This window comes from Pedobacter jamesrossensis, assembly GCF_042650905.1.
GTDB classification, from domain to species: domain Bacteria; phylum Bacteroidota; class Bacteroidia; order Sphingobacteriales; family Sphingobacteriaceae; genus Pedobacter; species Pedobacter jamesrossensis.
In genome coordinates this window covers 15,367-38,499 of record NZ_JBHSBY010000123.1, presented here as the reverse complement: position 1 = coordinate 38,499, position 23,133 = coordinate 15,367, and the positions used below count along the sequence as shown (strand labels likewise).

The window sequence follows — 23,133 nt, the reverse complement described above, 5'->3', positions numbered from 1 at the left end:
ACAATGGTCCGGATAGCTTTACCGTAACGGTAAGCGATGGAAATGGCGGCACCACTACGGTAACCATTCCGGTTACGGTTACCCCGGTAAACGATATTCCGGTAGTTACTTCGCCAGCGATATCAACAAATGCAAATACACCTGTCAGTGGACGAGTAAACGCAAGTGATGCTGACGGGGATACGCTTACCTTTGTAATCGCAACGCCTCCGGTAAATGGCACGATCAGAATCAATCCAGATGGAAGTTATGTTTATACACCAAATGCTGATTTCAATGGCAATGATAATTTCACTGTTACAGTTAGTGATGGAAAAGGCGGCACTGTAAGCCTGCAGATCGCTGTTAGTGTTATATTTACTCCAAAACCCGCTCTGACGGTTGTAAAAACCGGAGTTGCCACTCCGAATAGCATAACCTACACTTTCAAGATTACCAATACCGGAAATGTAACACTTTTTAACTTTGTTCTAGACGATGCACGTATTGGTATTATCGCAAAACCAATTTCGCTACCAGCTGGACTTCTAGTTGGAGCCAGCGTTTCGGTAAACGAAATCTATTCGCTAACCCAAAGCGACAAAGAATCAGGAACGGTGAGTAATTCAGCGAGCGTAACTGCCCGTGATGGCAGCGGAAATGTGGTTCGGGATATTACAGGTACATCGGATGCTAACGATTCGCCAACTGTAACTGCGGTTAGTAAACCATTGATTGCTCAGAATGATCAGTACCTAACCGATGCAAATAAGACAGTACAAAACACGGTTCTGGAAAATGACGACACGAAGGGTGCAGCAGCTTCGAACCTGAAAATCGATGTTACCGTGCAGCCTCAGCATGGAAAAGTAACCCTCAATGCGGATGGCTCAATTACATATACCCCGGAAACGGGTTATTTTGGAGTGGATTCTTACAGTTATAGAATTGTGGACGAATTTGGATATGTGAGTAATGTTGCCATCGTTTCAATAAAGGTGAATTTCTTCGATATCCATGTTCCCAATCTTTTCACACCTAATGGAGATGGGGTAAATGATGCCCTTGAAATTAGGGGGCTAAATCAATATGCACAGTCCGAACTTTCGATTGTAAACAGATGGGGCAACGAAGTTTTCCGTTCCAATAACTACCAGAACAACTGGACTGGAGAGGGGCTAAATGAAGGAACATATTATTACCTGCTGAAAGTAAAGAAGACAACAGGTAGTGAATGGGTGATTTTAAAAGGTTACACAACTTTAATAAGAGCATTTAAAAAATAAAATATAACTGGGCAATGGAGAGGATAGCCTCACATTGTTCCGATAAACATCAGAGATGAAGAAAATACAAATAATGCTGCTGCTGATTCTGGTTTCGGGAATCGTTGCAGCACAACAGGATGCGCAGTTCAGCCAGTATATGTTCAATGGGATATATATCAACCCTGCCTACGCAGGTTATAAGGAACAGTTAAATTTGCATGCGTTTTATAGAACACAGTGGACGGGAATTGATGGGGCACCAAAAACCATGTCTTTTGCAATCGATGCAATTGCCAACGATGGAAATGTTGGACTTGCGCTTCAGGTTTCCAGTGACAGGCTTGGCGCCCAGCGTAATCAGTCTATATATGGAAATTATGCATACCGGATCAGAATGAACAGTGATGGGAGTTCCAGACTTGCATTTGGGGTCGGGGTAGGCGCAATCCAGGTAGGTCTGGATGGCTCTTTATTAAATCCCAATGATATGGAAATAAACCAGCCTATTGGAAACCAGAACTCTATAGTTCCAGATGCTCGTGCTGGAGTCTACTATTCTGATAATCGGTTTTATGCAGGTTTTTCTGCCGATAACTTGGTTTCCCAATATATTAAGACAGACAATTATGCTTTTATTCCACAGCCGAAGCCACATTATTATCTGACCGCCGGAATGTTGCTTCCATTGAATGAGAACGTTCTGTTGAAGCCGTCTTTTTTGTTAAAGGACGATAGGGGTGGTCCCACAAGTCTTGATATCAATGCATTTTTCATATTGGCTGAGAAATTCTGGATTGGAGGTTCCTATAGAACTGGGGTAAAACTTTATAGTAAGGATTATCTACAAAAAGATCTTAGCCCGGTGAACAGCGCCGTAGCAGCAATACAGATTTTTCCGACTAGCAATCTTAGGCTAGGCTATGCATATGATTTTTCAATTGGTCCATTGCAAGGCTATAGCAGCGGTACACACGAGATTTCCCTGGGATACTTCTTTAACAGGAAGAATGTACGCATGACCACTCCCCGATACTTTTAATTTTCCTCTAAATTTAAGCTCATGAAAATACAATCAGTCAAGCTCATCATCATTGCTACCTTGCTCGTATTAACGAATTTGTCTGCATTTTCGCAGTATATCATCAAGGAAGCGGATACTCAATATGAACTGTACAACTATACAAAAGCTGTCAGCCTTTATAAAAAAGCATACGATAAGAAGCCAAGCCTTAAAGCCGCCCAAAGAATAGCCGATATCTACAACCGTCAAAGAAATTTTGCGGAAGCTGAAAAATGGTATGCGATTGCCTCAGCGGATAAGAACGCAAAAGGCGACGATATACTCCGATTGGCGAAAGCCCTTAAAAACACTGGGAAGTATACGGAGGCTCGGGCTCAATATCTGCATTATTTGCAGATGGAAAAAGGGGCTTCTGGGGAAAATGAAAGCATGTGGCTTCAGTCACTTGACTCTGCAGTAAAGTGGTCGGGACAACCTTTGAATATCGCGGTTTCCAATCAGAAAATCTTAAACTCTCCCAGCTCGGATTGGGGAGCTAACGTGTACAACAGTACCATTATCTTCACCTCTGACAGAGCAGGTAAATCCTTACAGCCAGTCAAAAGACCGTTTTTGAAATTTGACGGCAAAAGAGTGCCTGAAAATGAAGTTTATGGTTGGACTGGAAATGGATACCTCAAAGTCTATCAGCAAAAAGGACAAGACTCTGCATCTCTTTTTCCATTAAGTTTGCTTTCTGCTTATCATGTAGGACCTGCGTGCTTTACCTCAGATGGTAAACGGGTATGTTTTGCAGCGACTAAAATCGATGATAGCATCAGCTACAGTAAATCAAAAGTACTTGGTGGAAAACTAGGAACTGCCCGGATCGAAATTTTTTATTCAGAAATTTCAAGCCAGGGTGAATGGGGTGCCATCTTACCTGTTCCATTTAATAGGCCAAAGGAATATTCGGTTGGTGACCCCTTTGTTTCTGCTGATGGACGTACCTTATATTTTAGTTCCGATATGCCTGGTGGAAAGGGTGGAACGGATATATACATGGCTCAACAGAGCGCTGATGGCGTATGGAGTAGTCCTGTAAACCTCGTTACGATAAACAGCCCAGGAAATGAGAGAACGCCTGCCTTGGGAACCGACGGTAGTTTATATTTTAGCTCAGACGGATGGATAGGATTGGGTGGGTTGGATATTTTTAAGTCTCACCACACTGGAAGCGCTTATCTTGCACCGGTAAATCTCGGTGTTCCGTTGAATTCACCGCAAGATGACTTTGCTTTCATACCTGTTGGAACCAGAACAGGTTATCTTTCGTCAAACCGGATCGGAGGCGCTGGCCAAGATGACATCTATCAATGGGAAGATAAAGACAGTAAGAAAATCAACCTTGCTGGGGTGGCAAGGGATAAAGTTACAAATGCTTTACTTGATAAAGTCACAATTTATCTACATAAACCGGACGGTTCAAAGCTGACTGTTACTTCAAACGCCAAGGGGGAATTCAACCTTCCTTTGTCTGCTTCAAGTGTTTTTAGCATTAAGGCCGAAAAAATCGGATATTCACCACTGGTAGATTCAGTATCAACTATTGGCATAGCGGATCTAAATCTAAATAAAACCCTTTATTTGGAACCATTAATGGTTAATAGAGCAATTATTTTGGAAAACGTTTACTACGATTTCAACAAATCTGATATAAGGCCGGATGCGGCTAATGGTCTGGATAAGCTAGTGACAACGATGCTAGATAACCCTACCGTGCACATTCATTTGAGCTCGCATACTGATTCCCGTGGACCAGAAAAGTTTAACTATAATTTGTCGAAAGCGCGTGCGAAATCTGCAGTAGATTACTTGATAAACAAGGGAGTTGCGGGCAGTCGTATATCTGCCGAAGGATATGGAGAAACCAGGCTGCTCAATAAGTGTTCTGATGGGATTAAATGCAGTGAACAACAGCATCAACTGAATAGAAGGACTGAAATTAAGATTACCAAGTTATAAACTAGCCTGATAAGTGATAATGGTTGAACTATTAACCATTACTTCCATAGCTGTTTGGTATACTTTACTTATACTTTCATCTCATTTTTTATTCTACCGACCTCTCGCCGGATACTAAAGAGCAATAAATAAAATAGCTATACTTGAGGGGAATATTGCCGCTGGATTATTCCAGTGGCTTTTTCGTCTATCTACAATTTTAGAAGATGTCAAATTAACTCAGCAAGGGTCGGGTAGCGCAGAAGAGGTAATTTGATTCGGTATAACGACATAATTGGTGGATAAATGAATTTCCAGGATATAAAGGTAATCGAATAAATCTCAGGCTTAGTTTGGACTCATCGTGCTGATCATTATAGCTCAAGTCTTAACGCTAATGGGGTATTAACGGGTGTGATATTACAATTTTGGATAGATATGTATAGACTTAGTATACAATGGAAAAACCAATTTATCCGACCCCATATCGCCAATTCCATAACTTATAGATAATTAATGATTTAAATCAAATCTAATTTCCGTGAAGATGGGGTCAAATGATTGCGGTTGATCCAGCTATAACCATAAAGCGGTAAACCTGCAATTTTAAATTTGCAGGTTTACCAAGCTTTCTATCGTTCGTTTCAGGCAAGACCTTTCGGCTTCAAAAACTTTTTAACAACATCCTATAATTAATTAGCTGATTTAATATTTAATGTGTGCAATCGTAGATACTTTTACCATTGGAACATCAATTTTCTGTGGACTTTCTATTTCTAATAAGGTATTTTTTTGAATTGGAAAAAATATTTCAGTCATCGTGGTAAGTCCATCGTCGGCAAAGAGTTCTACAGACGCGGCGTCGATAAAGATGACTATTTTTTTATAATCTGCATTTGAAATCCGCGGTGAAAAATGCCTTTTAGCGAAATTTTTCTCAAATTCTCCATTGCCTGCATTACTACGGTCAATAAAATAGCCTTTGTTTTGTTCGAAACCAATAATAAGCTTTTGATTTTTTCCGTCTCCAAGATTAATGCTGAAGTCGCCTGGGCTATTAACCTGCAGCTCAATCTTAGTGCCTTTTCCTTCCTTTAAACCTGCAGAAAGATCCAATGAATTGATTCCCTTCAATCCTTTACGCTCAAGCGCCACTTTTTGTAAGTCAGACAATTCAGTAATAGGAACTGAAGTAAGATAAATCTCTTCACCAACGCTTTTAAGTATCAAATCGCGCGGAAGGGTAGTAGCGCCCCGCCAGGAATCAGTAGGTACTACATTAGCGTAGTTCCAATTGTTCATCCATCCCATCAGCACTTTTCTTGCTCCAGTATTAGAAAAAGTAACACCCGCATAATTGTCAGTGCCATAATCCATCCATTTTTGCTTTTCAGAATCTGGCTTAAAAGTTTTTCCATCAAAATCACCAGTAAAATACTGTGTAGCTGAACCACCATTAGGCCCGCCCGGGTTTATACTTACCAGGAGTACCCAATGCGTTTTACCGTTAAGTTCGAGTGGGAATAAGTCAGGACATTCCCACACGCCACCATGTGCACCGAGCTTTTCACCAAACTCGCTTTCCTTGGTCCATTTCTTTAAATCAGAAGAGGAATAAAACGTTATTCTATCTTTGGTAGCTAAGGTCATTACCCACTTGCCAGTAGCGGGGTGCCACATCACTTTCGGATCTCTGAAATCCCATATGCCAGGATTTGGCAATACCGGATTGCCTTTATACTTCCTCCAGGTTTGACCTTCATCGAGACTGTAAGCCAGGCTTTGATTTTGATGGAGCCCCGTCTTCTGATCTTCGATTTTCTTATTATGATGGGTAAAGATGGCGACCATTGCATTTTTACCAAAACCTGCAGTATTATCCTTGTCTATTACCGCGCTGCCTGAAAATATGGTTCCCAAACTGTCGGGATAAAGTGCTATTGGCTGTTCTTTCCAGTGGATCATATCCTTACTGATTGCATGTCCCCAATGCATGGGTCCCCAAACAGTGGAATCCGGATTGTACTGAAAAAACAAATGGTATTTTCCATTCAGATAAACCATTCCATTAGGATCGTTCATCCAGTGGGCTTTAGGCGTAAAATGAAAAGCTGGTCTGTATTTTTCCCTTACAGACTGTGCATTGGCGCCTACAGAAAACAGACTGTAAAGCAGAAAGATTGCTGGTTTTATAAATTTGTTTTTCATAATTTATTATTTTAATTTTTAGCAATGCCCGGTAAAAAAATTGCCGGCATTTTAAATGCTACCATCCATTATTCTGCTTGTATATGCCGCCGCTAAAGTTGATCTGGTTCAAAGGAATAGGGAAATATTCATCTCTTCCTAAAGTGAACCTGGCATCTGAAAGGTGGCTTACTCTTGATTTTTCAAGCGTAAAATAGGCATTCATAGTCTGGGAGGCAATACCCCACCTTACGAGATCAAAAAAGTGGTAGCCTTCTGTTGCAAATTCAAGCCTCCTTTCAAACCTTAACGCTTGCCTTGCGAAATCGGGTATCCAGTCGCAATTTACCCCGGGCTGATACATCTGCACATTATAATTTGAGGTTGGACTACCTGCAGCAGTTTTCAACAGGTTTCGGCTTAAGTTCGCACGGTTTCTAACCTGGTTGATTAATGGAACTGCCTCTAATGGTCGTCCAAGTTCTATTAGCGCTTCCGCTTTCCAGAGCAGGATATCAGAATAACGAATGATCTCCCAATTTTTGGAACTTCCGATGAAGGGTGGGACTTTCTGAAAAGAAGGATCATCGGGAAGCACTGCTTCTTTCATACTTGCAAATGCATCATATATAGCTGGCGCCCTTGACCAGGAGCGCTGGAAAAGAAATGTTGATTTATATTTATATGGAGCGCCTGGCCTGGCTACCGTATGGTCAAGGCGTGGATCAAATGAACTGCTTTGAAAATCTAAGGAAGCCGCAGCATCATTATTGTTGTAAGTAGAGAAAAGCGGCAAACCATTGCTTCCTGTTTTAAAGGCATTAATCAGATCGTGGCTGGGTATATTGAAACCGCAGCAGCCATATTCCTGATTCATCGGGTAATTAAGCGCATGTCCATAATCCAGTCTGCCCTTTGGCGTACCGTCATCTTTTGAATACTGGATGGCAAAAATAGATTCCGGGCTGTTGTCAAAAGTAGCTAAAAAGTTGTTGGCAAAATCGATACTCAGGCTGAATTTACCCGATGCGATGATCTCATCACATAAAGCGTTTACTTCATTTAATTTAGAAGCATCAATACCGGTTACCGCATTATTTTCGCTTTGGGTATAGGCCTGGTACAACAGTACTTTGGCCAGATAAGCTTTCGCAGCATTTTTATTCACCCTACCTTTATCAGCCTGATCTACCGGCAGTGCCGCTACAGCCGCCCTGAAATCATCTGCAATTTTTGTCCAAAGTGCATCATTACTCAACGCCCGGTTAGAAATTGTAGGGTAGTCGGCCTTCGGTGTATTCTGATCGATGAAGGGTACATATTTGAAAAGGATTTTGAGCAGGAAATAAAAGTGCCCCCTTAAAAACCGGAGTTCGCCCTGGCGCTGAACCTTATTGGGATAATCAGTGGCAGACATGGCATCGATTCTTCTCAGTGCGTCATTCGCACGTCCAACACCAACATATAACCTGAACCACACCTGGTCGATAAGTGCATTATCAGGCCTGTTCAATGAAAATGTCTCAAAAAGATGGAATTCCGAAAGATCTCCGGGGCCATCACCTCCTTTATAGGTATCTCCTCCACGGACACTTCCATAAGGCCACATGCTGGAGTAAGGCGAGGTGTAGTGATCATTTCCAAGGGCTGAGTAAGCCGCAATTACCATTTTATCAATATTCTCCGGAGTGTTTAAATCATCTCCTGAAACCACACCCTGTGCCGGTTCGTCAAGGGCTTTTTCGCATGACAGGAAAAGCGTAGCAAAGAATGCAAGTGTATATATTAATTTTTTCATTTTTTCTATAGCTGATTTTACAATGTGATATTAACACCAATGGTCCCGACAACAGGTACCGGAAAACCATAATTAGGAATTTCCGGATCGGTACCGGTGAAGGCTTTGCTCTTGATGGTAAACAGGTTACTTCCTTGTGCGAATATCCTGAAGTTTTGTATTTTCATGTTTAGCGCTTTTTTCAAGTTATAACCAATCTGCAGGTTGCGAAGCTTGAGGTAAGATCCATTCTCTATAAAATAGGTTGAGAACCTGCCCTCGTTATTGCGGTCAACCAGTGTGAGAGCCGGAATGGTAGAGCCGGGATTCGAAGGGCTCCAGGCATCAAGTGTTCTGCTTCCCCAGTTTGTACCTGTCCACAACGAAGAAAAATCGGTATAGGTCTTGAAATCATTCGTTACGTCCACGTTGATGGCCTGAAGGAAAAAACTCATATCGAAGTTCTTGTAGCTGAGCGAGACATTCAGTCCGTAAGTGAACTTAGGGCTATTGTCGCCTATAAAGTCGCGGTCCAGATCGTTAATCACCCCATCATTATTTAGATCCTTATATTTAATCCTGCCCAATCCCTTCCCAGGCTGGCTGGCATAAGCATCTACTTCTGCCTGTGAGGTAAAGAGGCCGTCGGCAACGTATCCAAAGTAGGAGTTTATGGGTCTGCCGAGTACGTTTTTATCAGTACCATTGCCTGGATAGGAAGCCAGTACATCTTTAGGCAGATAGGTCACTTTGTTCCTGTAGAGCGAAAAGTTACCCGTCAGGCTAAAGTTAAAATCTCCGCCAATCTTATCTTCATAGGTAAGAATCGCATCAAGTCCTTTGTTCTGGAGTGAAGCGCCATTGCTGTAGCTATTTCCTCCGTCTCCAAGTACAGCCAGGTAAGCCGGGCTGATTAGAATATCTGAGGTTTTCTTAATAAAATAATCAACAGACCCGGTAAGCTTATTGTTCCATAAACCAAAGTCCAGACCAAAATTCGACTCTTTCAGCGATTCCCATTTCAGGTTATCGTTCCCTTGCTGGATGAGGGCAAAACCAGATGGCAGCTGACCCGTACCTGCACCGGTAATATCGTATGCTGTACCTTTGTCAAAGTCCCATGTTGGATCGGTACCGTAAATAGCAGAGTAAAGGGAGCGGGTAGCGTTATTCGGAATCTCCTGATTTCCCGAGCGACCCCAGCCATATCTAAGTTTTAAATCAGAAAATAACCCCATATCCTTTATAAACTTTTCTTCACTCATCCTCCAGCCCAGTGAGAAAGCAGGAAAAGTGCCATAGCGGTTTTCTTTACCAAAACGCGACGATCCATCTCTCCTCAGGGTTACAGAGGCGATATAACGGTCGTAGTAGCTGTAGTTCATCTTCCCGAAATAAGATAACAACCTGTTTCCGCCACCACTTCCTCCGTTGAGTGTATTGGTGGTGCCTGCGTTAAGGTAGGCATAGTCAATATTTTCAATCGCGAGACCCTGTCTGCTTGCGGAAAACTCCTGGCTGATGTTCTTGATATATTCCTGCCCGGCGAGTATCTCCAGGTTATGTTTATCCCTGGTGAATTTATAATTAAGGGTATTCTGCCAGATGATGTTTCCCTGGTAAGTCTGTGAATTGCTTACCTGGTTTGCCGGATCGGCCAGGAAGCCCGAAACGTATGATTTCTTTAATAAGCGCTGATAGATACCATTATAGTCTACACCGAAATTTGTCCTGAAGTTCAACCCGGGGATGATTTGGTAATCGGCATAAGCATTTCCAAAAAACCTGTAGAAATTGTAGGTATTTTGTTTATTGTCCTCTATTAATCTAACCGGGTTTTGTCTGTCGGTCATTCCTGCCGCAGGACCTCCCCAACCGCCGTTCACGGTATATACCGGAACCACAGGTTGTTGTACGAGGGAAGCAAAAAGGATATCGCTTGCCGGGATCTGCGCATTCTTGATGTAGCTTGCCGAAAAATTCTCGCCGATTTTCAGCTTGTTGTCAAGGTAATTATAATCAGAATTGAATCTTGCTGTGTATTTCTGGCTTCTTGATTCCTTAACAATACCTTGGTTATCATAATAACCTACCGAAAAAAGGCTGTTACCCTTTTCTCCGCCATTTGAAAGGGCTGCATCGTAGGATTGGATAATTGAATTCTGTGCAATATCATCAAACCAATACGTATCTGCGGCTTTCATAGTCTTCGCCGCATCAATATATTCAGGAAAGATTACACGGTTGAGTACGGGGTTGTTAAAATTATTGTTCCAGTCATACTGATAAATCTGGTTATTATTGGGGATCGCCTTGTCGTTTACGGCTGCCTGCCAATACGCACGGCCTCGTTCTTCGGCATTAAGCGTTTTAAGCTTAGTTGCATAATTCTGAATAGAGGTAGAGGCATTGAAATCGATCTTCGAATACCCTTTTTTAGCCTTTTTTGTAGTGATGATGATTACCCCATTTGCAGCACGTGAACCGTAAATTGTCGCTGAAGATGCATCTTTCAATACCTGAATAGATTCGATATCATTCTGGTTCAGCTGTTCAAGTCCATTCTTGGTCGGTACGCCGTCGATAACGTACAATGGATCGTTATTGCCAAGGGTGCCGATGCCACGGATTCTCACTGTGGCCTGGCCGGTTGGAGAACCATCTGTTGTAATAAGTACTCCGGGAACCCTTCCCTGAAGGGATTTTACAGCATTACCAGATGGTATGTCCCTGATTTTCGATACATCAACCACATTTACCGCTCCGGTGATGTCTTTCTTGCGTTCCTTCTGATAACCCGTAACCACTACTTCGTTGAGGTTATTAATCGCGATGACAAGCTTAATCTTCAGATTGGCCGATTCTGCGGTAATGGGAATAGTTAATGGTTCAGCTCCAATATAGATAAACCTGAGCGACTGACCTGTAGATGCCTCAATTTTAAAACTGCCTTTACCATCTGTAGTCACTGTTTTTTGGGTTCCAACGATAACAACGGTTACAGCATCCAGGGGAACGGATGCATTGTCGGTGACAACGCCGCTGATCACCCTTGTCTGGCCGAAAGCCACGCCTGTTGCCATACAGGCCAAGAGCCAGGTAAAGAAAATTTTTCTCATAAAATTAAAATTTGGTTAGTATTATGGTTAGTTAAAATATTTGTTCAGTAAACTTTTTGTATTCTTCAATCTCGTATTCCGGACAACCCCCTTTTTTGGTAGCTATAAAAGCGCCCATTCCAATCGCATTCTTTATGATGGTTTTTGGTGGCAGACCCATTTGATGACTGGCAATAAAAGCCGCAAGAAAAAGAGTCGCCGCTTCCGATGGTGTCATTAACCTTTACTTCAGACCCCCAGGCATGGTAGGATTGATCCATCCGATAATAGGAAGCCCCAAATTCCCCTTTCGTTACGATTACCTCGGGAATGCCAAAGCGCTCCTGTATAAAACGAACCTGCTCCTTCTCATTTACTAAACTTCCCCCGAAAAGTATCTGAACCATCTGGAGCTCCGACTCGTTGAATTTTATAATGTCTGCCCGTTTCATTAAGTCGGCCAAAAGGTTCTTATTAAAGAAGGGCGGACGGAGGTTAATGTCAAAAACCTTTATTGCATCCCTTTCCAGAAATTTGAACAGCGTTTCCCTGGAAAGTGTATTTCTGGAGGCCAGACTTCCGTATACAAAATATATAGATGATTGCAGCGCGCTATCGATCATCGGCTGGTGTTCTATAAAATCCCAAGCAACAGGAAACACGATTTCATAAGAAACCTCATTTCTGCTGCCCACCCGGGCAATCACTTCGCTGGTAGGCTGAATTGCATCGCGCTGAAGGAGGCTTTTGTTAATTTGCCAGCCATCAAGCAGACGTTCCAGTTTTAATCCTTTTTCATCATTGCCAATCTTACTGATTATACTGGCAGGTAGTCCGAGCTTATTTAGATGATAGGCAACGTTTAATGGTGCACCGCCCGGCATTGCCCCATCAGGCAGCACATCCCATAATATTTCGCCAAAGCATATAGCAGGTGTAATCATGTTCTTGTCTTTCTTTATTTATTTAATGCATTACAATTCCGGTTTCTATCTGCTCCAGTGACTTGCCTTTTGTCTCCGGCATCATTTTCCAAACGAATACCAATTGAAGGACCATCATCGCAGAGAAAAAGAAAAAGATATTTGCACCTCCGAATGATTCTGCTAGGTAGGGAAAGCAGAACGCAATCAGTGCTGCCATTACCCAGTGGGTAGAGCTGCCGAGTGTTTGTCCCTTTGCTCTTACCTGATTTGGAAAGATCTCTGAAATAAATACCCAGATAACTGCTCCTTGTGAAAAAGCAAAGAAAGCAATGAAAAGCATCACGTAAATTGGAATTTCGAAACCGCTGGATGAACCACCCATAAAGGCAAATGCAACAAGTCCAAGGGATACGATAAGACCTACAGAGCCAATAAGCATCAAGGTTTTTCGACCAACTTTATCAATTATATTAATTGCAAGTAGGGTAAAGATAAAATTAACCATTCCAATACCTACAGTAGATAAAAGCGAAGAATGTGCACCAAGCCCTGCCATCTCAAAAATTCTTGGCGCATAATAGATGATGGCGTTTATTCCGGATACCTGGTTGAAAAAGGCAAACAGCACGGCCAAGATAACGGGTGTCTTGTATTTTCCGGAAAAAAGCCCGTCCGAAGATTTATCTTGCTGCATATCCTCACCTGACTTTTTGATAGCCGCAAGCTCTTCATTGCAGTTTACTGGATTTATGATGCGCAGGATTTCTAATGCTTTATCGTAGGCACCTCGTTTAAGGATAAGCCATCTTGGGCTTTCAGGAATAAAATAGATTAGAACGAGGAAGATTATTGAAGGAAATGCCTGAACACCAAGCATCCACCTCCATGAGGCCTCGCCTCCCTGACTTAGCAAATAGTTTGAAAGATAGGATATCAATATACCCAGTACAACATTGAACTGGAAAAGCCCTACGAGCCTACCCCTTCTATGTGCCGGAGATACCTCTGAAATATAAATCGGTGCGGTTACAGAAGATATGCCCACGCCCAGACCACCCAAAAAGCGGAATACTAAAAAGATATACCAATCATCTGCCAAAGCAGTACCCAGCGAAGAGAGTAAGTATGCAGCAGCCACGAAATAAAGTGTGTTTTTTCTTCCGAAATAATCCGATGGACGGGATCCGACCAGGGATCCGATTACTGTACCGATAAGTGCAATGGATATGGTAAGCCCGTGCGCAAATGCGGAAAGGTTCCAAAACTGTTGAATGGATTTTTCGGCTCCTGATATAACGGCTGTATCGAATCCAAACAGAAAGCCGCCTAGGGCTACGACCATGGACCAGGCCAGGACGGAATGTTTTTTCATAAGGGTTTATTATTGGTTAAGGCTTGCAAATTAGAGCAAATGACTCAGCGGCACTATTAAAATTCTTTCAAAAACGTTAAAAAATTAAATTAATTTAAAGTGCTGTAAGTGAGTGTATTGTGTTTTTGTTTCCGGGCCTGCAAAGTCCAGCTTTAAATATTGTAACGTGAGATGTTAAATTTGGTTACATGATGCTAAGTAAGGATTTGTTCCTCATTTCCGATATCGAAAAGTAATCTATAGCTTTATTAAATGAATAATCAAATATTCCTCAAACCAGCTACTGTTCGAGCTTTCAATATTTGGCTTTTGAGTCTGATCGTTACACTGCTTTTCTTAAGTTCCTGTTCGGAAAAGAAGGAAGAAAAAAAATTCACCATCGGCTTTTCGCAATGTGTGGGTTCTGATTTGTGGCGGAAAACGATGCTTGAAGAAATGAAAATGGAACTGTCTCTTCGCTCAGGAACCGACTTCATTTACATGGATGCAAACAATAGCAGCAAGAAACAGATTGAGCAGGTGGAGGAATTGGTTGATAATCATATTGATCTTTTAATTATTTCGCCAAACGAAGCTTCTCCATTGACGGATATCGTTGAAAAAGTATATAATAAAGGAATTCCTGTAATTGTTCTTGATCGGAAGACATCCTCCTCCCAATACACCGCCTATGTAGGTGCCGAAAACTATCAGGTAGGCAAAATGGCCGGCCAATACATTACCAAGCTGTTGAAAGGAAATGGCAAAGTTGTGGAAATATTGGGGCTACCGGGATCTTCTCCAGCCATTGGGCGCGACAAAGGGTTTTCTGATGAGTTAAGTAAATCACCGGGAATAAAATTAGCCGCTCAGGTTTATGGTAATTGGGTTGCCAGCAGCACCCTTCTGGAGCTGGAAAAGAATAAAGAAACGATACTGCAATCTGATGCGATTTTTGCACACAATGATGTTATGGCCGCCAGTGCAAAAGATTTTCTTCGCCGTCACAAAGCATCAGAACACATTAAGGTAATCGGCGTAGATGCGCTTCCTGGTTCGGGTGGCGGATTGCAGCTGATTAGTGAGGGGAAAATATCTGCCAGCGTGCTCTACCCCACAGGAGGCAAAGAAGCCATTAGTATTGCTTTCAAAGTCTTAAATAAAGAACCTTTTTCAAAAGAGAATATCCTGCAGAGTTTAGTGATAGATAGTTCTTCAGTTCAGTTCATGAAACTTCAATGGGCGAGGGTATCCAGTCAACAAAGAGATATCGAACGCCAGCAAACCATGTTGTCTGATCAGCTTCGGATTTATGATAACCAAAAACTGGTGCTTAACGTTATTGTCATTACACTGGTATTGGCCGTGATATTTGGGGGCTTAGCATTTTTCTCCTTATTGGAGAACCGGAAAATTAACAAAAGCCTTGAGCAGAAAAATCTCCAGATACTGGATCAACGCAATAAGCTAATCGATGCTTCCGCTAAAATTGAGGAGGCGACTGAAGCTAAGCTTAATTTTTTTACCAATATATCTCATGAGTTCAGAACCCCGCTCACTTTGATTTTATCTCCATTGGAAGATTTACTCAAAAGCGATAAAATCCAGAGTGGAGAAAAGCGGGAACTGACGATGATTCAAAAGAATGCATATCGATTACTGAAGCTGATCAATGAACTTATCGACTACAGAAAGATAGAACACCAGAAATTCCATGTGCAAGCCAGCAGGAATAACGTTCAGTCTTTCCTGAATGAAATAATAGAAAGCTTTAGATATGGCGCCCTGAAAAAAGACATTGCCTTGAAGTTTTCCTTTCCACAGCTTGCTATCGTGGCCAATTTTGATGTAAACATTCTTGAAAAAGTGGTACTCAATCTATTGAGTAATGCATTAAAGTTTACTCCGGCGCATGGCAAAATAAATGTGAAATTAACTGCTGAAGATAATCATTTCATCATTTCAGTTGCCGACAATGGTAGTGGGATGACTGAAGAGGAATTACAGCAGGTTTGGGATCAGTTTTATCAATCTAATACCAGCGAATCTAGAGGATCTGGTCTTGGCCTTTCCCTCACTCGCGAGCTGGTGCATTTACATGGTGGTTCCATTGAAGTACAGAGCAAAAAATGGGATGGAAGTACTTTCATTGTCGCCATGCCCTATGGTGAGGCCACAGATTCAAAGCTTTCCACTGTAAGCGCAGATGAGAGAAGTATTTCATTAAACGAACAAGTAAAAGTTTATATCACAGAAGAGCTAGCGGCAGAGGAAAAACAGTTTGATCAAATTTCTGAATACATCAAAGAATATTCTGTCTTGATCATTGAGGATAATCTCGACCTGTTAAATTATCTTCATGAAAAATTTTCAGTCAATTATGAGGTTTTCACCGCCACAACCGGTAGCCAAGGACTCAATGAAGCGTTTGAAAAAATTCCTGACATCATCGTTTCTGATGTGATTATCCCAGGGATGTCGGGCAAGGAAATTGCAAAAAGCATTAAAACCGATCTTCGAACCTCCCATATTCCGCTTATTTTGCTCACCGCACAGGCTAGCCCTGAACAGCAGATTGAAGGCATAAACAGTATGGCCGATCTCTATATGACCAAACCTTTTCATTTTGATTTCCTTCAGGCAAATGTACGAAACCTGCTTACCAATCGTATGTTACTGAAGGAGCATTACATCAGCGATATCAGTACTGGCGTGGAGAAAAAATCAACACTAAGCGCGCTCGATAAGAAGTTTCTGAATGATTTTGCAGGCATTGTAGAGCATCAATTGGGTAATGAAACACTAAATGTAGAGGATCTTGCAAAGATGATCGGTATTTCCCGCATTCAGCTCTACAGAAAGGTTAAAGCATTACTTGATTGCAGTATTACGGACTACATTTTAACCCGCAGACTGAAAAAGGCCAGTTACCTGCTAATGAATGAAGATTATTCTATTTCCGAAATCGCCTTCAAAATAGGTATTTCCTCACCAACCTACTTTTCAACCTTGTTTAAGGGGAAATACGGAATGAGCCCCAGTGAGTTTAAGAAAAAACAGAATATTTGATTAAGCTGAGGTTGTTGATAGCTGTTATATTTTTAAAGTAAGTGGAACTTAAATAGCTTTTACAGCTGTTTGAAAAGCAACTTAAATAAAAAAAACCTTTTTGCACCTGGTAAAAGGGTGGCTTCACAGATTTTGCCCAATCGAATCCAGCCAGAACTAAAATAAGTGTTTAATTAAATGAACAACTTAATAATTTAGTTGTTGATTGGGGTGAAGCGTGCGGCATAGCCTCCATCCTTAACCATATCCATGTTTATTTTCTCGCCACTATTAATTTTAATCGTCAATCTTTTAAAGTCCATGGCCTGAACATCAGCATTTATACCATCCTTTATTAACGTTAACTCATAGGTTTTACCCTTTGGAAGAAAGGCAGTTTCTATTACCAATTTTCGCTCAGTACTGTTTGTCATTGCACCCAGAAACCAATCTTGACCTTTTCTTTTTGCCGTAACAATATATTGGCCGACCTCTGCCTTGAGTACTTTTGTCTCATCCCATGTAACAGGAACGTTGGTGATAAATGATGTTGTTTCGGGTTCGCGCAGATAGTTGAAAGGATTATCGGCCAGCATCTGGAATCCACTTTCAAAAACTATGTACATCGCAACCTGATGCGCTCTTGTGCCGATGCTCATAACGTTAACCCAATTTGGTTTATAATCCTTCGGATGACCGGAACGCATTGCTCCGGGGGTGTAATCCATTGGGCCAACGGCATTTCTTAAAAATGGCAGGTAGAGGTTGTTATCGGGCGTTGCCAGTCCACCACCAATGTTCTGTTCCATACCAATTACACCTTCATATGATAGCACATTTGGGTAAGCAATCTCTAGACCTGCCGGTTTAAAGGCGCCATGAAAATCGATTAATATGTGGTGCTTTGCAGCTTCTTTGGCAACTTTTGTATAATAGTTAACCATCCACTGGTCACTTCTGTCCATAAAATCCACTTTCATTCCGGCAATTCCCCATTCTTCAAGTTTTTTGAATATATCAGGATTTTGCTCAACGGCCAGCCATGTAAACCATAAAACTATTTTTACGTTTTTCTGCTTACCATAAGCAATTAATTCCTGCAGGTTTATTTTTGGGTTTGGCTCGTATGGATTTAAAGTTGTCTTAGCCCATCCCTCATCCATAATGATGTAGGGGATTTTAAACTTAGAGGCAAAATCGATGTAATATTTGTAAGTTTCCTGATTGTATCCAGATTTAAAATCCACACCATAGACATAGGCGTTATGCCACCATTCCCATGTAACCTGTCCCGGCTTAATCCATGAAAAATCTTTGATTTGATTAGGTGTGGATAGTTTATAGACCATTTGATTTTCCGCCAATGCCTCATCTCTATCTGTAATGACCATAAACCGCCACGGATAACAACGCATTCCCGCAGTTTTCGCAATATAATCGTGTTCTTTGACAATCTTTAAATTTCTGTCGCCATTGGGCGCGTAAACCTCTGGTACTTTGGGAAAAACCGCATCTATGCCGTTTCCATTTACTTTAACAAACATCGCAGGATAATCGTACAGATCAGCTTCCGAAAGAAGAATCTTGTATTTCGAATCGTTAAATAAAATTGGCAAAACGTTCATGTTTTGAGGGGCAAGATCCTTCGTGTTTTTATTTTGGTACAGGATTTCATAGGCGGTCATGAAACTCTTGGTTTCCAGATATGCTGTGCTTACATTTTTTGCGAACGCTAAATGTACCCCTTCATTTTCAACGATTACCGAATCTTTTTTATTGGTAATGAAGCGGTAGGCAATACCATCGTTGTAAGCGCGAAACTCTACACTATAGTCTTTTCTAAAATCAAGATGGAGCAGGTTGTATTTATTTTCTACACTGCTATTTTTGAACGGCACAACGGGTCTTGAAACATCAGCATGAGCTGAAATTAGTTTTTTCAACAATTGTGGGTTTTCGCCTAAATGTTCCTTAGCTAAAATCAATTGCAGAAAAGAATTTACAAGTACCTGGTCGCCATTAACCTCAACAGAATACATGATCTTATTCCCTATATCAACAGTAACCTTTACTTTTTTATCTGGAGAGAAAAGCACTATTGGTGCGCTATAAAGTTTAACTGAAAGAAATAATGCGATAACGATAAATAATCTAAACTTCATAAGCTTGAAAAATCAGGTACAATGGTTTTAAATTGGTCGGTATACCAAATATATATAAAAATAAATGCTATTCAAATCAATATAAAACGATTTAGTATCAGAATTGGACCTTTGATTGTCATTTTGAATATTTCTGTCATTGCTCACAAAGCCAGCTCTACTAAATTTAATACTGAGGTTCGATAGTTCAGACCATTCTTTATTTTATGATTATCCTGCGGCCAGACTTCGCAGATTTTTTTGCTGCTTCCAAAATTTTCACTACAATGAGGTTATTCTCTAAACTGGATAAATCCTGTTCGGATTTAATTTCATCGCTCAACAACGCCGAAAGATAGTTGAGGTGACTACTTAATCTCGCTGGAAGCTGCGTTGCCAGAGATTCTCTATAGGGGGCACCTTCTTTCTCTTTGGTTCTAAGGGTAGTCGGATTTACGGCTTGAATATAACCGGTCTGCCCGAAAACCTCCATATCCTTAATGGAAAACGGCCAATTCCATGATGCCTCGATGATACCCAATGCTTCTGGATATTCCAAAAGAATAGTCGCATCATCATCCACATTTGGATACACGTCTTTTTTTATCTGACGGGTAATGGCCGTGACCGCTATAGGTGCCTGCCCATCCATCAGCCAGGTCATCAAGTTGGCACCGTAGCAACCAAAATCAACAATTGCGCCCCCGCCATTTTTTACCGGGTCGGTAAGCCAGCTTAAAAACTCCCTGCTCACATTTATTTCTTTTGGTCCCTGATGCCCGTCATGGACCACCATCTTTCTGATCTTTCCAATTTCATTATTGGTCTTGATCTTCGCATAAGCTTGTTGATTACTCGCATACCAGGTTGTTTCATAATTAGTCAATAAATGAATCTTGTACCGTCTGGCAAGTAACGCCATACGTTCCGCCTGTTCAACGGATGTTGCCAGTGGTTTTTCCACCATTACAGCTATTCCCAATGGCGCTGCGGCTTCAACAACAGCCAAATGGTCATTTATTGCATTGTACGCCAGTACTACATCTGGTTTTCGCGTCTTTAAAAGCGAGCTTAAATTCGGATTGAACAGCGAATCAGGTAACTGGTACCGTTGCTTGAACCTTTTGATCAAGTCGGCATTGCTTTCTGAGATGCCAACAATGTTGACCTCGCCCTTTTCATAACTGTTCATGATTTGGTAAACATGATCATGATTTAATCCAGCAAGCACAACATTAAGCTTTTTCTGTGCAATCGCATTACCAGCGGAGCATAAAAAAACTATTATAAACAAGGCATATGAAGTGACCTTGAAAAAGAAATTTTGATTCATGTTTTCGGCTTTTTGAGTGCAATTTAGTTTTTTATGTTAAACAATTTTCTTCATTTGGATCTATTTTGATTAATGATCAGATAGATAAACACAAACCTAATTGAAAGCTGTACACATGAATATTGGTAAGGAACCTATCAAGTACATATTTCAAACGACTTTTCTGCTGAATTGAATCTGGTTGCCGTTTTTAAAGTTAATTCATGTCGACAACTGTTTTTTATCAACCTGCAAAATCGGACATCGTCAACACAATTAAAACCTCAGACGGAGATCATATTGTTAAGTTTTACGGCTTATTTTACAGATGGCTCCACAAAAAAAGCACGCCACATGTTAAATAGTTAATATGTGACGTGCAAAGTGATTTACTAAAGTTTTTTAATTTTTATTGTTTCTGAAAGGTTACTGTGACTGCTTTCATATCTAGCGTAATGAGATAGGTACCTGCATCGCTTGCAGTTAATTTCCATTTTATATCTGGATTTCCGCTCAGTGCAGTTTGCGCTTTACTGTTAGAGATTGATTGGCTGGCTGTAGCGGCAACAAAGAAATCAGAAGAGAAGCTTTTTTGTGTTGCAAACTTAACCTCGCCAGCAGTTAAACGCCCTGTCCAGGTAAATTGCGTATTGTTTGATGGATTAAGGGTCATATAACCACAAAACTTTCACCGATCGCGAATATCAATAACCTTTTTAATAAGTATCGGGTGATGAGTTCGGCAATATCAGGTAATCTTTTAGCACAGCTTATTGGGGCTGGAAGCTTTAATCAAACGCAATTTAATGCTGCTATTGCAAACAAAACCCAGTATTTTACAATTTATAATCCGAAAAGAGCAGTTTTTATAGCTGCGACATATAAGTTCTAATTATTCATTTCAACAGAAGCCTCCGATTTTGCTCGGTGACTTCTTATATTAGATCAGCTTAATCTCTAGAAACATGAAACGTATATTCTTTATCATCAATATTTTATTTTGGGTTGTTAAGGTACATGCCCAAGAAAATCAAAGCAAAGATTTTTATCCCGACAGGTTAAACAGGATTGATAAGGTAATGACAAACTATATTGATAGCAACTGGATTGTTGGAGCAGTTTGCTTGGTGATGAAAGATGGTAAACCAGTGTATTACAGGGCATTTGGTATGGATGATATGGAGAATAAGAAAGTGATGCAAAAGGATGCGATATTCCGCATTGCCTCTCAAACCAAAGCCATTACCAGTACTGCTGTAATGATGTTATGGGAAGAAGGTAAATTTTTGTTAGATGACCCAATATCAAAATACATCCCATCATTTGCCAAACCTAAGTTGGTAGATAAGTTTAATGAAAAGGATTCTAGTTATACCACTATTGCAGCAAAGCGAGAAATAACGATAAGAGATTTGCTTACACATACCTCTGGCATTGGATATGCACAAATTGGTTCGCCAAAAATGAAGGCAATTTATCAAAAAGCAGGTATTCAGGCTGGCTTTTCTGATCATAAACAGCTGTTAGCTAATGCAATTGATATACTTGGCACTTTACCTTTAGAGTTTAATCCCGGCGAGCGTTTTAATTATAGTTTAAGTATAGATGTTTTAGGCAGATTGGTAGAAGTGGCATCGGGTTTACCTTTGGATCAGTTTTTCGAGCAGCGTGTATTTATTCCATTGGGTATGAAGGATACTTATTTTAATTTGCCAATTGCCAAAAGAGATAGGTTGGTAAATGTTTATACCGAAGATGATAACAATAAGAAGCCAACAAAATGGGTTAAAAATACTTTTCCCGGCAGTTCAAAAGATTATCCAATTAATGATAATGGCTATTTTGCTGGTGGAGCAGGCTTAGTTTCTACCATCACGGATTATGCCGCTTTTTTGCAATTATTTATCAATGGCGGTAGTTATAATGGCAAACAACTTTTAGCCAGACATACCGTAGAGATTATGACTAAAAACCAAATAGGTGAGCTATCTTTAGGAGATGATAAGTTTGGTCTGGGCTTTCAAATTACCACTGCTAAAGGTAATGGCAAGTTGGGTGTAACTGAAGGGAGTATAGCTTGGGGCGGCTTTTTTGCCACCTCTTATTGGGCAGATCCTAAAGAAAAAATCTCAGGATTATTGTTTTTGCAGCAGTTCCCATTAAAACATGGCGAAATAGCCGATAAATTTAAAGTATTAGTTTATCAAGCTATGAAATAGTTAATCTTCTTGTCGAAATGCTATTCGCTTTAAATCAGCTATAAATTTGTTGCTAATTTGAACCGTTTCCGCCCCACAGTGGGACAAAGGTTTCTCATTAAATAATTTGAAATTGGACATGCAAGGGACAAGGGATAAAAATCAAAACTTTATGGTCAACCAATATCATGACCCGGCTTACGGATTTGATCTGAAGGCTGTTTTGGATAGGTACGAATTTAAAGAGCTGGCGGACCCAAAAACAAGGGAAGCACTTGAAACGGCAATGAAAAATGGGGATAAGGCTGCAGTTACCGTTGAAAAGGATGGTGCCAAAGTCACCTTGAATATTGAAGCTGTTCCCCGCTATTCACAGGTAAATTTTTTTACATTGGATGGAAAGGCAGAAAAGCGGGAGCAATTCTTGAAAGAGACTGCTTTGGATAAGGCGGTCAGTGTTTCCAAAGACAAGGAAAAGGCAGAAACACAAAGCCAGGGTATGGGACTTTAAAAGGTTTTGCTAATTTAGAGCCCCGTTTATTATAAGGGGTTATAAAAATTTTTATACATCCGGTGCATTTTGCACCAATAAAAACCAATTATGGACAAGTTTTCGAAATTAAAAGAAGTGGTTGCAGGCATTGAGGCTGATGCGGCAAAATTTTATGATGGTGGTAATGCAGCAGCGGGTACCCGTGTACGCAAAGCTATGCAGGATTTGAAGGTTTTGGCTCAGGAAATCAGAGCTGAAGTGACTGAAAAGAAAAACAGCGATAAATAGAAATATCACTGTTTTGGGGACTTATAATCTCCTGGCAATTTTTGCCAGGAGAATTTTTTGACG

Annotated in this window: 15 protein-coding genes; 7 read left to right on the top strand and 8 right to left on the bottom strand. The window is 40.8% G+C overall.

The window, feature by feature from the left end; all coding sequences use genetic code 11:
• The 3 genes from ACFOUY_RS13180 to ACFOUY_RS13170 all read left to right on the top strand — a co-directional run.
• The coding region (locus ACFOUY_RS13180; RefSeq protein ID WP_378961285.1) for an Ig-like domain-containing protein at positions 1–1,265 on the top strand (1,265 nt) is incomplete at its 5' end.
• 55 nt (positions 1,266–1,320) lie between these two features.
• Positions 1,321–2,286, top strand: a complete 966-nt coding sequence (locus ACFOUY_RS13175; protein ID WP_378961284.1) for a PorP/SprF family type IX secretion system membrane protein — start codon at positions 1,321–1,323, stop codon at positions 2,284–2,286.
• 21 nt (positions 2,287–2,307) lie between these two features.
• Entirely contained in the window at positions 2,308–4,272 is a 1,965-nt protein-coding gene (locus ACFOUY_RS13170) for an OmpA family protein (RefSeq protein ID WP_378961283.1), read from the top strand.
• 684 nt (positions 4,273–4,956) lie between these two features.
• On the opposite strand, the gene ACFOUY_RS13165 is transcribed toward ACFOUY_RS13170, so the two are convergent.
• From ACFOUY_RS13165 to ACFOUY_RS13145, 5 genes are all read right to left on the bottom strand, one after another.
• On the bottom strand, positions 4,957–6,459 hold the full coding sequence (locus ACFOUY_RS13165) for a glycoside hydrolase family 32 protein (protein ID WP_378961282.1): 1,503 nt from the start codon (positions 6,457–6,459) through the stop codon (positions 4,957–4,959).
• A 58-nt stretch (positions 6,460–6,517) separates the two neighbouring features.
• The gene (locus tag ACFOUY_RS13160) at positions 6,518–8,236 is read right to left on the bottom strand and encodes a RagB/SusD family nutrient uptake outer membrane protein (RefSeq protein WP_378961281.1); all 1,719 of its coding nucleotides are present in this window, start codon (positions 8,234–8,236) and stop codon (positions 6,518–6,520) included.
• Positions 8,237–8,253: 17 nt separating this feature from the next.
• Entirely contained in the window at positions 8,254–11,334 is a 3,081-nt protein-coding gene (locus ACFOUY_RS13155) for a SusC/RagA family TonB-linked outer membrane protein (RefSeq protein WP_378961280.1), read from the bottom strand.
• A gap of 65 nt (positions 11,335–11,399) precedes the next feature.
• Positions 11,400–12,257, bottom strand: coding sequence for a PfkB family carbohydrate kinase (locus tag ACFOUY_RS13150; protein WP_378961279.1), 858 nt, complete (start codon positions 12,255–12,257; stop codon positions 11,400–11,402).
• A 22-nt stretch (positions 12,258–12,279) separates the two neighbouring features.
• Complete coding sequence (locus ACFOUY_RS13145) at positions 12,280–13,611, bottom strand: sugar porter family MFS transporter (protein WP_378961277.1); 1,332 nt, start codon at positions 13,609–13,611, stop codon at positions 12,280–12,282.
• Positions 13,612–13,863: 252 nt separating this feature from the next.
• Between ACFOUY_RS13145 and ACFOUY_RS13140 the strand changes: the two genes are divergently transcribed.
• On the top strand, positions 13,864–16,659 hold the full coding sequence (locus ACFOUY_RS13140; RefSeq protein ID WP_378961275.1) for a substrate-binding domain-containing protein: 2,796 nt from the start codon (positions 13,864–13,866) through the stop codon (positions 16,657–16,659).
• A gap of 194 nt (positions 16,660–16,853) precedes the next feature.
• Here ACFOUY_RS13140 and ACFOUY_RS13135 read toward each other — a convergent pair whose 3' ends face one another.
• The 3 genes from ACFOUY_RS13135 to ACFOUY_RS13125 form a co-directional block, all read right to left on the bottom strand.
• Positions 16,854–18,800: a glycoside hydrolase family 97 protein gene (locus ACFOUY_RS13135; RefSeq protein WP_378961273.1), complete on the bottom strand. Its 1,947-nt coding sequence runs from the start codon at positions 18,798–18,800 to the stop codon at positions 16,854–16,856.
• 199 nt (positions 18,801–18,999) lie between these two features.
• Entirely contained in the window at positions 19,000–20,112 is a 1,113-nt protein-coding gene (locus ACFOUY_RS13130) for a Gfo/Idh/MocA family protein (protein ID WP_378961271.1), read from the bottom strand.
• A 388-nt stretch (positions 20,113–20,500) separates the two neighbouring features.
• Positions 20,501–20,764 (bottom strand): SusF/SusE family outer membrane protein, encoded by a 264-nt coding sequence (locus ACFOUY_RS13125; RefSeq protein WP_378961269.1) that lies wholly within the window; start codon positions 20,762–20,764, stop codon positions 20,501–20,503.
• Positions 20,765–21,056: 292 nt separating this feature from the next.
• On the opposite strand from ACFOUY_RS13125, the gene ACFOUY_RS13120 reads away from it, so the two are divergent.
• The 3 genes from ACFOUY_RS13120 to ACFOUY_RS13110 all read left to right on the top strand — a co-directional run bounded on the left by ACFOUY_RS13120 (position 21,057) and on the right by ACFOUY_RS13110 (position 23,070).
• Positions 21,057–22,310, top strand: a complete 1,254-nt coding sequence (locus ACFOUY_RS13120) for a serine hydrolase domain-containing protein (RefSeq protein ID WP_378961267.1) — start codon at positions 21,057–21,059, stop codon at positions 22,308–22,310.
• A 106-nt stretch (positions 22,311–22,416) separates the two neighbouring features.
• Positions 22,417–22,800 carry a hypothetical protein gene (locus ACFOUY_RS13115; RefSeq protein WP_378961265.1) on the top strand — a complete coding sequence of 128 codons (384 nt, stop codon included), beginning with the start codon at positions 22,417–22,419 and terminating at the stop codon, positions 22,798–22,800.
• Positions 22,801–22,890: 90 nt separating this feature from the next.
• On the top strand, positions 22,891–23,070 hold the full coding sequence (locus ACFOUY_RS13110; RefSeq protein WP_378961263.1) for a histone H1: 180 nt from the start codon (positions 22,891–22,893) through the stop codon (positions 23,068–23,070).
• The last annotated feature ends 63 nt before the right edge of the window (positions 23,071–23,133 follow it).